11 protein-coding genes and 1 pseudogene are annotated in these 13,317 nt (G+C 27.9%); 11 read left to right on the plus strand and 1 reads right to left on the minus strand.

Translation table 11 applies throughout. The annotated features are described in order from the left end of the window. The 4 genes from NYE52_RS22940 to NYE52_RS22955 are packed head-to-tail and all read left to right on the plus strand — an operon-like array spanning position 1 to position 4,941. Positions 1-588 carry a hypothetical protein gene (locus tag NYE52_RS22940; RefSeq protein ID WP_152116564.1) on the plus strand — a complete coding sequence of 196 codons (588 nt, stop codon included), beginning with the start codon at positions 1-3 and terminating at the stop codon, positions 586-588. Continuing rightward, a complete protein-coding gene (locus NYE52_RS22945; protein WP_152116565.1) occupies positions 589-1,581 on the plus strand; it encodes a hypothetical protein in 993 nt (330 codons plus the stop codon). 11 nt (positions 1,582-1,592) lie between these two features. After that, the gene (locus tag NYE52_RS22950; protein ID WP_152116566.1) at positions 1,593-3,293 is read left to right on the plus strand and encodes an ABC transporter ATP-binding protein; all 1,701 of its coding nucleotides are present in this window, start codon (positions 1,593-1,595) and stop codon (positions 3,291-3,293) included. Continuing rightward, a complete protein-coding gene (locus tag NYE52_RS22955) occupies positions 3,286-4,941 on the plus strand; it encodes an ABC transporter ATP-binding protein (protein WP_152116567.1) in 1,656 nt (551 codons plus the stop codon). The genes NYE52_RS22950 and NYE52_RS22955 overlap by 8 nt, the downstream gene beginning before the upstream one ends. A 717-nt stretch (positions 4,942-5,658) precedes the next feature. Here the strand turns inward: NYE52_RS22955 and NYE52_RS22960 are convergent. After that, positions 5,659-6,051, minus strand: a pseudogene (locus tag NYE52_RS22960) (ATP-binding protein); the annotation flags it as partial. 285 nt (positions 6,052-6,336) lie between these two features. Here NYE52_RS22960 and NYE52_RS22965 point away from each other — a divergent pair. The 7 genes from NYE52_RS22965 (at position 6,337) to NYE52_RS22995 (ending at position 13,251) form a co-directional block, all read left to right on the plus strand. Continuing rightward, complete coding sequence (locus NYE52_RS22965; protein ID WP_226793873.1) at positions 6,337-6,600, plus strand: hypothetical protein; 264 nt, start codon at positions 6,337-6,339, stop codon at positions 6,598-6,600. Between the two features lie 12 nt (positions 6,601-6,612). Beyond that, positions 6,613-6,738, plus strand: a complete 126-nt coding sequence (locus tag NYE52_RS22970) for a hypothetical protein (RefSeq protein WP_264298280.1) — start codon at positions 6,613-6,615, stop codon at positions 6,736-6,738. A gap of 953 nt (positions 6,739-7,691) precedes the next feature. Then, entirely contained in the window at positions 7,692-8,366 is a 675-nt protein-coding gene (locus NYE52_RS22975) for an SOS response-associated peptidase (RefSeq protein WP_152116568.1), read from the plus strand. Between the two features lie 614 nt (positions 8,367-8,980). Continuing rightward, positions 8,981-9,421 carry a hypothetical protein gene (locus NYE52_RS22980; RefSeq protein ID WP_016205247.1) on the plus strand — a complete coding sequence of 147 codons (441 nt, stop codon included), beginning with the start codon at positions 8,981-8,983 and terminating at the stop codon, positions 9,419-9,421. Next, positions 9,421-9,693: a hypothetical protein gene (locus tag NYE52_RS22985; protein ID WP_016205246.1), complete on the plus strand. Its 273-nt coding sequence runs from the start codon at positions 9,421-9,423 to the stop codon at positions 9,691-9,693. Before NYE52_RS22980 ends, NYE52_RS22985 begins: the two co-directional genes overlap by 1 nt. A gap of 521 nt (positions 9,694-10,214) precedes the next feature. Further along, entirely contained in the window at positions 10,215-10,436 is a 222-nt protein-coding gene (locus NYE52_RS22990) for a hypothetical protein (protein WP_016205245.1), read from the plus strand. Positions 10,437-12,036: 1,600 nt separating this feature from the next. After that, positions 12,037-13,251: a replication initiation protein gene (locus NYE52_RS22995; protein WP_016205244.1), complete on the plus strand. Its 1,215-nt coding sequence runs from the start codon at positions 12,037-12,039 to the stop codon at positions 13,249-13,251. Positions 13,252-13,317 lie beyond the last annotated feature (66 nt).

Here is a 13,317-nt window from a genome sequence, read left to right on the forward strand (position 1 = left end):
ATGATGGATATTGGGTTTAATAGAGACAGAATATCAAAAAGGACTAATGAATACTTGAACGGTATTTTTGAAGATGAATTATTTACTAAATTATCTCAACGGATTTTGTATTTAAAAAAGGAAAAACAAAATATATGTTTAATTAATCAACAAATATTAGAATTAAAGAGATTTCTTTTACTAAAAGCATTAGTACCAAGTCTTGAAATGTATAGTCCATCAATAGATAATTTATGGCACGAATCGATTCTATTTACTAAAAATTATAACGAATTTTGTCATAAACTTAAAGGAGATTTTATTCATCATAATCCAAATTTACATTCGACTGTTAATATAATAGGTCGCTATTGGTTTGACTGGTTGTATCTATTTCTTTTTAAACCAAATCAAATAGGTTGGAAATCTTGGAACGGATTTATGTTACAAAAACTTAGTGAATCACAAATAAAAGCTTCAAGTTATAACTTAATTTTAGAAATTAAAAATACAAATTTAAAAGGGGATCAGAAATACCATTTAACAGAAATATCAAAATTATTAATTGAAAAGTTAAAAGATTCGAATAGTGAAATGAGCATAAACTAAATGAATTCTATAAATATTTTGAATCTAACTCAATTATATTATGGACCAAAAAGAGTCTTTTTTGTAGATAATAATATTGAAGTACAAACCAATTTACCGAATTTATTTATGCATTTCTCGCATTATTTTAACTATGTTTATAACATAAGTTATAACAATACACTTAATGAAAATAGGTTTAAATGTCATATATTATATAAAAATGATTTTGAATTAATTAATTTAATCAAATTGTTAGAGAAGGATGGTAAAAGAAAAGGTAGTAAAAAAATTAATAGTTTGGATTTTTCTATTATTGAAATAAATAAAAAAAAAATCTATATTGATTCGAAAACTTTAATTATATTCCATGAAGATAATAGGACAAATGAACTTTTTATTATAGGACCCTACGATTTTATTTTTCCTTTTTCTAGGATGTATATCAAAGAACATATTCTATATAGTAAAGAACTCGCTAATCATTGGTATTTAATAAGTTCTTTGGCTTTTAAAAATAAACTAAATGAAAATATATTGTTATTAGGCAAAGTAAACAATAAAATTAAGAAAAATTTATTGGAGTATCACCTTTCTGGGGAAATATGTATTCTTTCGAGTAGATTTACTGCTATAAAAAAATATGATAATACAGTAATGTTTAAAAGGTTACCAGAGCTATTTACTATAGAAAGAAATAAAATTGAAAACTATGAACATCGAAGAAATTTGAAAAAAAGTATTTTTAATACAAAAAGACATTATAGGTTTAATTTGAATCCTAATAATAACTATATAAATAAAGAAAAGTTAAATTTTATATCTTTAAGTCCCTTATTAGACTATAAGAATCCCCAAAGTCTAAGTTTAAAAAATAAAATTAACATATTGAATAATTATATAGAGTTTAAAGGTCGAAAAAGCCACTTAATTAATCCTCAAATAGATGAAAAAAATCTTAGAGATAGTATAAGCACCTTGGCAAAATTAAACTTCTATAAACTTATGGATTGAAGGAATTGGAAATGAATAAAAACTTTTTCAGAAATATTAAAGTATTATTTTGGATACTTGAGTATTTAAGACCGTACAAGAATAAGGTAATCTTATTTATTTTGCTTGGGCTATTTTCTTTATCAATTGAACTTATTATACCAAAGTCAATTCAATATTTAATAGATCATATTATACCTTCACAAAGAAAGGCTTCTTTTGTTTATTTTGGATGTGCATTTGTGGTTTTTTCAATAGTTTCATTGGTTTCAAAATGTAAAACAGAAATATATAAACGTCAAATTCAAGAATTAGCTATAAAAGATCTTCGAAGTGACTTCTTAAGCTATTTAAGTTCTTTAAATTTTAAAGAACTTGATAATATGAAAAGTGGCGATCTTTATAAAAAATGTATTAATGATATTAATTATATTCAAAAAGTTTATCGTTATTATTTTCCGACAATAGTTCAAACTTCAATTTTTTCTTTAATAGCTATTACTTTAATGCTTTATACTAATTGGATTTTAACATTATGTACACTTCCATTTCTTTTACTATATTTAATAATTGGTCCTTCTATTGAAATTAAAGCAGATATATCTTCAAAGAACTTTTCATCCTCAGAAGGTAGTTACATAAATGCATTAGAAGAAACTGTTTCATCTATTAGTAATATTAAAATGTATGGTGGATTCGGATGGATACAAAAATTTCTATTAAATGAATTAGAAGTAAATAATAAGTGGAATGAAAAGAGATATTTTTACGGATTCTTAAGAAGTAGTATAAGAAGAACTATATTCAGAATTGGATCAATTTTTATATTAGCTATTGGTATCTACTTAGTTAGAAATGAATCTTTAACACCAGGTGAGTTTGTCTCATTCCTTCTTATATATTTTAGTTCAATGTGGAGAATTACTAGAATAATTACTATTTGGAATGAAGTAATATTGTTAATGAGACAGGTAGATGAGCTTTATGTAATGATGAAGAAAAGTGTACCAATTAAACGTGATAAATATGGGGATAAGGATGTAACATCTGGCAGTATTTTAATTAGTGATTTGAATTTTTCATACAGTAATAAAGAAGTTCTTAAGGAAATTCATTTGAATATAGAATCCGGAGAAAAAATATTAATAGTAGGGAAAAGTGGAACAGGAAAATCCACTTTATTGAAGATTATTGCAGGATTATACCCAATTAATAAAGGCATAATTAAGGTTGGAAATTATAATATTGACGAAATTTCCTGGAATAATTTAAGAGAAAACATTACATTTATGTCTCAAGATGTTCTTCTATTTAATGAGTCTTTTATTGAGAATATTGTTATAGGTACCAATAAGGAAAACAATTTAGATAGCGTAAAATTAGCTGCTAGAAAAGCCGAATTACATAATGAAATTATGCAAAAAGAGAAAAATTACCATTTTGTAATTGGTGATGGAGGAAAGTTTTTATCTGGAGGACAACGCCAGCGCCTATCTATAGCTAGGAATCTATTGAAAAATCCAAAAATAATTTTGTTAGATGAACCTACTTCGTCTTTAGATAAGGTGAATACAGATAAAATATTTAAAACAATATTTAAGGAATTTGAAGGAAAAACAATATTAGTTGTTTCTCACGATAAATTACCTAAAGTTCAATTCGATAGAGTGTTCGAAATAAAGGAAAAAAAAATTATAGAATTAAGATCATTAGTAGGTGAAGTACATGATTAGTTATTTACGAGTTTTATTACTCAATAGTAAAAAAGGGAGATTCTATTTCTTTTTACTGCTTTTCTTTATCCTTATTGAAGTCTCTATCTTAATTCTATCAATGCAATTTCAAAAACTTATAATTGATCATATTCTGAATGATAACCTCAATCATTCAATTGCTATCCTTTTACTATTAGGCATTTTTTATGTTTTTCATGCAATTCTAAGCGTGATAAACCCATGGTTACAATCTAAAACAAGTAGTTTAATTAAGAGTAGTGTAATTGAAAAATATTTTAAGAATTTTTGCGACGATAATGAAATTAGCATGGATTTTACTAGTAAACATTCAGGAGAATATATTCATTTTTTGAATGACGAAGTCACATTAGTAGTTAATTGGGTTTCAGGTGATATTCCCGATTTCTTCAAGTCCATTGTTACGGCATTAATGATTAGCATTTTTGTCCTGAGTATAAATATTTATTTATTTATTTTTATATTCTTCTTTGCTGTATATAGTGCTTTTTTAAATAAAAGTTTTTCTGCTAAAAGAAAAAAAATATTCTCTACTGTATTTAAGGAAAAGAAAAAATTAAATGTTTTTTTGAAGGATTCTATTTATTCTCTTAAAGAAATAATCATAATGAATAATAAAGAATGGGTAAACAAAAAATTCCAAAATTACTATAAAGATTATATGCGTATTTCATTTAAAGAAGGTAGTATAATAGCAAAACAGATAGGTATTCAAGAAAGTATATCTCTAATAATGATATTTATTATAGTAATGTTTGGTGGATATTTGGCTTTTGAAAATAAAATTACAATAGGTGGTATTGTTATTTTATATCAACTTATATTAGAGCTGAATGAATCATATCAAAACACTTTTAAATATTTTTTACAGCTCAAGTCCAAACTTGGAATTGTTGAAAATGTAGCTAAAATTTATTCGAAATTAGAAGTGAAAAACTCTCAAGAATTTGAAGATTTAAAAAACAAAGAATCATTTTCTATAAAATCCATTGAATTTAATAATATTGTTTATAGTTATGAAAATCAAACTCATAAAGTGATTGAAGGAATTACATTTAATATTAAAAGTGGAAAAAATCTGTATTATCTTATTGGCCGTAGCGGCTCTGGTAAAACAACATTAATTAATCTAATGTGCAAATTTATCCAGCCCAAACATGGGCAAATTTTCTTAAATGAAATTGATTTGCAAACCATATCACAGAAGCTAATAATAAAAAAAATAAGTGTTGTCTTCCAACATCCCATAATTTATACGGCAACCATTAAAGATAATATATTAATGGGTGAAAATGCAGATGTTAAAGATGATAGTATTATTGAAGTTTTAAAAGCTGTAGACTTTTATGAAGATATAGTTAATATGTCAGAAGGAATTAATACAATAATTAAGAGCCGCGGCTCAAATCTTTCGGGTGGACAAAAACAAAAGATAGCAATAGCCAGAGCATTAATAAGAAATACAGATGTATTAATACTGGATGAAGCAACATCAGCTATCGATTTTACTTCTGAGAGACATATTATAAATCAAATTAGAAATTTAAGATTGAATAAAATAACAATACTAATAACACACAGAATTGAGGATATTTCACATCAGGATAAAAAAATTATTTTAAATTAATCTACTTAAATACAAAATAATATAAAATGAAAGGAAATAAAATTAGCTGGAAGAAGTAATTAAAAATAATTGTTTATTGCAAAATAAAAGTGCAGAGCTTTTGCAATGCAGGGTCCTGCACTTTATTTTATAAGTGCATAAAATAAGACTTTCCTGTCACCCCAAATCCCTCTACTGTAATGGTGTCGAATCATTTACAGAGTGGAGGAATATGAAAGGATACTAGCTTCATTGTATCAAAAACTTGAGAAACAACAAGGGTTTATCTATATCTAAGATCCAAAAAATACTTGGTATTAACTGGAGAACAGCTAAGAAGTATGGGGATGATGAACAATTGCCTCAATCTAAAATTGATTACAGCCGGGTGATTTTACCACCCTTGCCATGTTTTTTACCAGTCTTCACCAATAAATGTACCACACAATGCCAATTCGTTTACCAAGCATAGAAAAACCCTACAGATTACTAGCTTAATAAACTGTAGGGCTTTTCTTTTACTGACTGTTGCTAATTAGAATTATTTTTAAAATACTCTCTAATCATTTTTTTGCCCCTCAAATATGTCCTGTTCATTCCATTCCTGTGGAAAAGGTTCCTTTCCATAGATATCCAACTGCTTTTAGTTCCTGGGGAAATGGGTACCAGTTTTTGTATCCGACATAGTAGAAGTATTCCTCTAACTTCCGTAGTTCTTTTTTAGTCATTACTGCCATATTAGAGTGCTCTACCTAGTCCATGGCGCTCACGCATGGATAATTCGATCTAAAATAGCTTCTGCTATCGTTTCATTCCCTAATCTCATATGCATCCTCTAGGATCAATTTGCGAACAGAAGATAGTTGAAGCTACTTTATGGCGAGATTCTGCGATTTCTAGTAAGATTGCTGCTTCATCCGTTGATAAATCTGTCAGTAACCATCCATCCAAAATAAGTAAATCGACCTTCGTGTATTTTTTGATTAATTTACGATAACTTCCGTCCGCAACTAATTTTGCTAGTGACAGTTCATCTAGTAACTCTGGCAAACGGATGTATTTAATTTTATAGAATTGACGACAAGCAGATACTCCGAATGCACTAGGTAAATAAGATTTACCTGAACCAGTGATTATTGCAGATGAAATGAGCCACTTATGCGGAGCTTTGAGCCAGTCATTGCGGAATGGAGAGCCATTATAATTAGAATCACGAAAGCCTCTTGTATAATTATGTTGCATGCAATTAAGCATGACACTAATATACGGGAGGTTTTTATTAAGGTTAATTGTCGTAAGATTCTGTAACTTCATTTTAAAGGAATCAGTCAGAGGACCATTAGTTCTAGTACTGGACATTCAAGGAATACCGTTTCTGATGTCGTTCAACGTGCCAAGAAACTCGGTGTGGAAAGTTTGAACGATACAATGACTAATCCATGGTTAGAAGCTTTTCTTTTTCCAGAGAAACAAGCTATGGAGAAAGGATACTTTCCAGTTGATTGGGAAAAGGTTAATAAGGAGTTACAAAAAAAGAATGTCACCTTGACTTTATTGCATCATGAGTATGCGACAGAAGCACGTGATGGTGGAAAAATTCCATATGCCTATCTTACTTTTTGTGAAAACTATGGAAAATATGCGAAGAAATATAAGTTAACAATGCCTATTCGAAGATAGCCAGGTGAAGTCATGGAGGTAGATTGGGCTGGATATACGCTACAAATGATAGAGCGTTCAACAGGAGAAATGATTCCAGCATATGTTTTTATTGCGACCTTGCCTTATAGTCAATTCGCTATGTTGAGGCATTTTTAGATATGAAGTCAGCTAATTTGCTTACTGTTACATCCATGCATTGGAGTATTTTGAGGGAGTTCCTGAAACACTGGTTCCCGATAATTTAAAAACAGGTGTTACGAAAGCACATCGAGAAGAGCCTATTCTGAATGAAGCCTATCGTGAATTTGCAGATTATTACCATACTATCATTGTTCCGAGCCGTATTCGCAGTCCAAATTTAGTTAATTAAGAATCGAACAACTTTATTATCAGATTCGAAGATAAGAATAATTATATTGATACAAAATTAACCACTTTAAATAATCCTTCCTACAATATATCGTAGGAAGGTTCTTGTTTTTATGTTCAAAAAAAAACGTATTTATTATCTCTATACAATTGGAGAAAAAGCAAATGAAAAATTCATTGTCAAAATTATCATTTCAACCTCACTTTTCTTAATAAAATTAAGAAAAAAATAAAGGATGATAATTTTGCTAATAAAAAAATCTAAAAATAATAAACACTCTCTTGTTTACAAAACATCTACCTTTTATACTGAGAAGCATCTAGTTAAACTCACTTATATAAATAAAATCACCTTTAATGCTGCTAATGGAAAAAAAACAATTGAAGTTTTATGGTCAAATATAAAAGAACTGCCGTTATCAAAAAATATCTCATAGGTTATCAAATAGAAGACTGAAAGAAAAATTTAAAGTTATTTCAAAAAAGTCGGGTAGAAATTTTTAATTGCGTTTAGTTATAAAAAGGGAACAAGAAAAAAATATAAAGAGAAAAATAGTAGGGATAGTAGTTATATTTATAAACGCGCAGCCTGAAGGTAGCGCGTTATTTTTTTAAAGGCTGATTTCGTATTATTAATAATATAATAATAAGTAGTAGTTATCGTACTTGACGATAAGTTACTACTCGTTTGTTTTCCGTATTCTACTTTGCTACACTTAACCTAAAAAGCAGGTGATAGCATGTGTGGTCGCTTTACTTTATTTACCGACTTTGGAACAATTATTGACCGCTTTAATATCGACTCAGCAATTGAAGAATCCCATTATAACCCAAACTATAATGTAGCTCCCTCTCAATCCGTACTTTCTGTGATCAATGATGGTGAAAAGAATCGTCTTGGATATTTACGTTGGGGATTAATTCCTCCCTGGTCTAAAGATATGAAAATCGGTTATAAAATGATTAACGCTCGTTCAGAAACAATTGCCGAAAAGCCAAGTTTTCGTAATGCCTATAAAAAGAAACGCTGTTTGATCCTTGCTGATTCTTTCTATGAATGGAAACGTACAAATGAACGTAAAATTCCTATGCGTATAAAACTTAAAAATAATCAACCATTTGGTATGGCTGGCTTCTGGGAATCTTGGAAATCCCCAGAAGGAGAAATGGTATACTCATGTTCTGTAATTACCACTCAACCAAATAAGCTAATGACTGAAATACATGATAGAATGCCAGTCATATTAAAACCTGAAGATGAACAATTCTGGCTAAATCCAACAAATACCGATACTAACTCGTTAAGTAAATTACTTGTTCCCTTTGACTTTGAACAAATGGATGCTTTTGAAGTTTCAAATGATGTTAATTCTCCAAAAAACAATTCACCTAACTTAATTCAGCAAATTTGTTAAAAAACAACAAATACTTATAGTGTTGTGTGAAAGCATTTATTGACGACAGTGAATTTGTGTTCAAGTTTAAATCTAATTCGAATAAAACGATTCTAGAGTCGAATTTTAAAATAGATGCTGCTGGAAAGTTAGTTATGAATTATGTATCTGGAAATTATAGAAATCTATGACTGTGATGTATCTTCAAGTATAAAAGTATATTTCATTTTTTTTTGTAAACAGACTGTCCTGCTCGAATAACTGACGATATCTTTTGAAACTATTGAAAATAATAGGATAAAAAGTTAAAATTAAATCAGATTATTTTTCTATTTTGGATTTTTCTTTTACTTAGTAAATGTAGAGCCTTTGGGTTCAGTTTTAATAGCAGCTGTGCTATTAACTGTCCTGAAGGCTTTTTTTTATGAAAAAAGTAAACGACAAAAAAGAAAATTAATAGAAATGAAACAAAATACTCACTAGGAGGGAAAGGTTTTGACGACGACTAAATTATTTGATTCTAATGTCTGTAGGAGGATTACATATGTATAAAATCACATGCTTTTGTCCTCTAGAACCTACAAAGTTAGAAAGCTTATTAAAGGGTATAGGATTTTCAAGTAAAAAAAGATGGATTGGAATGGTATTTTGAAGATATAGTTTTTCGTATTGAACCATTTAAAGGACATTCTAATCAAAGAGAAAAGGGATATAGAGTGTATTTTAATGGTAATAATACTATGAGCTTTGCTTATATGTTTGACCTTTCATTAGGAACTTTAAATACTACAATTACCTGTATTGAGTATATGTTAAGTGAGGAAGGGAAAAACTCTAATGATTGGCTATCACTTTTAGATAATAATCCATCTATAATTACTATTGACACAAGGGGTTTCTATCAAAAAAACAGTATAAATATAATTGTTACTAATAATACTGTAGTGTTCCAATTGAGAAGTAAAAAGAATACAAGCTTAAAATTAATAAGCGGGTTAAAAAGGATCGAAGAATTGGTTGAATATATTATTCCAACCACTTACGATCTTTTTTCATTTGAGGAGGAATTAGCATAATGGTTGATTTTTATACTAGTAAACATTTCTATCAAATTCGTGAAAATATATTATTGATTGACGGAAAAATAGAAGAAAAGGGCAATATTTCTGTATATCATCTTATAAAAGATGAACCCGCTTTTATTAAAATATCTCAAAAAGGCAATATACCAAAAATAATAAAAACAGAAGATGTATTATTCGTTGATAATTCATCAGAAATTTATCATGGCCAAAAAACAATTAAGAAACATTTTCTCGTGTCGGTTCTACTTAAATTTAATGAGTAAGAAAGATATATAACTACAGATATTTTGGCTGCTAACGAGGACCATGCAAAGAGAATTATCAAGGTAAACTATAGTATGTTTCATATTTTAAATATAAATGTTAAGAATGTGAACATTGTTAGGTTATTCAATAATATCCAATAAGGAAAAGGGAGAAACCACTATTACTATTATCACTAGTAGTGGTTTCTTAATGAAAAAGATTTAATTGACATACTTAATAAACGTGGATGGGATTATATAATCGAAAAAAAAGGAAACATTAGATTTATTTTAGAGAATCAAGAAATTATATGTTCTAAAGTGGACACAGAAGGCATTAAAAAAATCATACTTGATATTATAAACTGGTAAACTAGCAGGATTGCATTAGAGGGGAGAAAATCCTTTTAGAACAATTATTATAGATTTTAGATAAGAAACCTTTCTCTTATAACAGAAGCGCAAATAACAGCTATTTTGTAAGTTAGAGAGTATCTAGAACACATCCTTGACACTAAATCTATATTGGAGGAAATAAGATGTTATTAAAACATGTAGAATTAGAAGATATTGAAAATAATGATGGTTGGACTAATAAAGTTGACATTTATGGTTATGAAAATAAGGTATGGGTAATGGCTCATGGTTTTTTTAAAGAATACCCTACTAGGGATTTTGAGAATACAAAAAATAAAATTGATAGTATTATTGCTAAATTAAAAGAGGTGTCTTTTAAAATAATTTATATCAAACAATATTAGTACTAAACAAAGGGTATGGATAATATAATTTATCTATACTCTTTATTATATATAAATTATCTAGCTTTCTAGTTTTAATATTTTAACTTATTTTTAATAGTTTTAGATGTTTTAATATTTTATCGTAGCTTTAAACCCTTGGTACTAATAGGTTAATAGTAGACAATTATAGCAAAATTGGGATAAAATATAACATTTTTAGGATGAAATATAGCAATTTTGGGACGAAATATAGCAAATTTAGGGTGAAAATGTAACATTTTTGGGATAAAATATAACATTTTTAGGATATGTAGTTACCTTAGTTTTATAGTTTTAATATTTTAGGTATCTGATGAACCCTTGATATATCTGTGTTTAATGATAGTAAATATATCATATTTGGGATAAAAAATAACGTTTTTGGGATAAAGTATAACAATTTTGGGATCAAATGAACAAATGATATTTAAGCACGTTACATTTAGTTGATAATTTAAAGACATCTTTTATAAATTGCATTTCTTAAATTACTCGAGTCCACAGGATCTTTAAAATCATAATGATATGCATATATTTTTTATTAAAAAATATATTTAATACGCTCTTAAAAATTACTACTAAAAAACATCCCAAATATGTTATCTTTTTTCAGATTTTGAATTATAACATATTTGGGATGTTTTTTCTTTTAATAATTGAACTATAAAATTTTTGGGATGCAGTGTCTTTTGAAAAAGGAACTATAACATATTTGGGATAGTGTTATCTTTGGATAAGTGAACTATAACATATTTGGGAATGTTATCAATGGAATGAGTGAACTATAACATATCTGGGGTAGGGTCATCTATGGAAAAAGCGAAACTATAACATATTTGGGATAATGTTATCAATGGAATGAGTGAACTATAACATATCTGGGGTAGGGTCATCTATGGAAAAAGCGAAACTATAACATATTTGGGATAATGTTATCTATGGAAAAAGCGGAACTATAACATATTTGGGATAGTGTTATCTATGGAAAAAGCGGAACTATAACATATTTGGGATAGTGTTATCTATGAAAAAAGCGGAACTATAACATATTTGGGATGTGTTATCTACGGAATAAGTGAACTATAACATATTTGGGATAGTGTTATCTATGAAAAAAGCGGAACTATAACATATTTGGGATAGTGTTATCTATGAAAAAAGCGGAACTATAACATATTTGGGATAATGTTATCTATGAAAAAAGTGGAACTATAACATATTTGGGATAATGTTATCTATGAAAAAAGTGGAACTATAACATATTTGGGATAATGTTATCTATGAAAAAAGTGGAACTATAACATATTTGGGATAATGTTATCTATGAAAAAAGTGGAACTATAACATATTTGGGATAATGTTATCTATGAAAAAAGTGGAACTATAACATATTTGGGATAGTGTTATCTATGAAAAAAGCAGAACTATGACATATTTGGGGTAGGCAAGTTTAAGATATTACCAATTAGAATATTCTGAAATATAACAGTTAATAATCTTTTGTTATATTTCACTTTCTTTTCTCTGAAAATAATGTCATAATTTGTTTAAGATTACAAACTTGTTAGTAGGTGATAGTTTGATAGAAACAAAGCAAGTTGAATTTAAAGTAAATGATCTAATCATCCAGTCTAATGATTTAATAGAGGCTTATTATGATAATGAATTAACCACTTTAGAGCATAAGTTTATTCGATATGTTGCTAGTAAAATTAAGAAAAATGATTCCCAATTTCCAGACTACACAATTACTGTTAAAGAATTTGCAGAAGTCATGAATGTTAAAGGAAATAATTATCATAGTCAGGTAAAAGAGTTAGCTGATGATCTAACAAGAAAAAGAATAAAGATTCGCTCGTCTAATGATAAAATGGGATGGTTTCCATGGTTTAGCGCTATTATATATGATAATGGTACTGTTCATGTTTCTTTTAATCCAATAATTAAAGATTATTTAATTAGCTTAGACAGTAGATTTACAGGATATTCATTTGATGATATAAAAAAATTAAAAAGTGGATATACAGTGAGAGTTTATGAACTGTTAAAACAGTATGAGAAAATTGGAAAAAGAACAATAGAGCTAGATGAACTTAAAAGGATGATTGGAGTAGGGGATAAGTATCCTGTATACGGGAATTTCAAACAACGAATATTAAATGTTGCAAAAAAAGAATTAGAAGCAACTGGAGAATTATACTTTTCTTTTAAAGAAGTCAAACAAGGTAGAAAAACAGTAGCAATAGATTTTAATATTCATAAAAAAAGTCCTAAACAACAGACTCCTCTTTCAAAAGAAGCACAAGAATTTATTGAATCAGTAAAGAAATCTCTATATATTCATGGTATCGCTATTTCTGATAAGAAAATTCTATCCTGGAAAAAGTATGGAATAGAATTAATTTTAGAAGTTTTGGAAGAAATAAAGCATAGAGACATTGAAAATTATGAGAATTACATATCAAAAGTGTTAAAAAGTAAGTATGAAAATAAAGATGTTGATCCTGATATAGGAAAAGAGGAAAATACTAGCAAAGAAGTAATAGATGATATAAATGAAATAGATGAATCTCTATTAAATCTTGCTCGTCAAAACATCGTTGCAAAATATGCGCCTGGTAAGGAATTAATTCCAGATTATTTTCTAGAAAAAGAAGTAATTCCATTTTTCATGAAGTTCATGAACGTTAGTGAAAAAGTTGCAAGTGAATTATGGGAAAAATATAAAACAATTATTATGTATCAAATTAAAACCAAAAAAGATGAACAATTACAGAAACGATATAATAGATAACATAACAAAAAATAACTCAATGGGACTACCCCAAATATGAAGGTAAATCAAAGTTACCTAATATTT

Source organism: Niallia sp. FSL W8-0635, assembly GCF_038007965.1.
GTDB lineage: Bacteria > Bacillota > Bacilli > Bacillales > Cytobacillaceae > Niallia.

What these genes read in the sequence shown, in the direction of transcription:
- NYE52_RS22975 (WP_152116568.1), top strand. Translation starts at nt 7,692, where the DNA reads ATGTGTGGTCGCTTTACTTTATTTACCGACTTTGGAACAATTATTGAC.
- NYE52_RS22990 (WP_016205245.1), top strand. Translation starts at nt 10,215, where the DNA reads ATGTTATTAAAACATGTAGAATTAGAAGATATTGAAAATAATGATGGT.
- NYE52_RS22950 (WP_152116566.1), top strand. Translation starts at nt 1,593, where the DNA reads ATGAATAAAAACTTTTTCAGAAATATTAAAGTATTATTTTGGATACTT.
- NYE52_RS22985 (WP_016205246.1), top strand. Translation starts at nt 9,421, where the DNA reads ATGGTTGATTTTTATACTAGTAAACATTTCTATCAAATTCGTGAAAAT.
- NYE52_RS22945 (WP_152116565.1), top strand. Translation starts at nt 589, where the DNA reads ATGAATTCTATAAATATTTTGAATCTAACTCAATTATATTATGGACCA.
- NYE52_RS22940 (WP_152116564.1), top strand. Translation starts at nt 1, where the DNA reads ATGATGGATATTGGGTTTAATAGAGACAGAATATCAAAAAGGACTAAT.
- NYE52_RS22955 (WP_152116567.1), top strand. Translation starts at nt 3,286, where the DNA reads ATGATTAGTTATTTACGAGTTTTATTACTCAATAGTAAAAAAGGGAGA.
- NYE52_RS22970 (WP_264298280.1), top strand. Translation starts at nt 6,613, where the DNA reads ATGGAGGTAGATTGGGCTGGATATACGCTACAAATGATAGAGCGTTCA.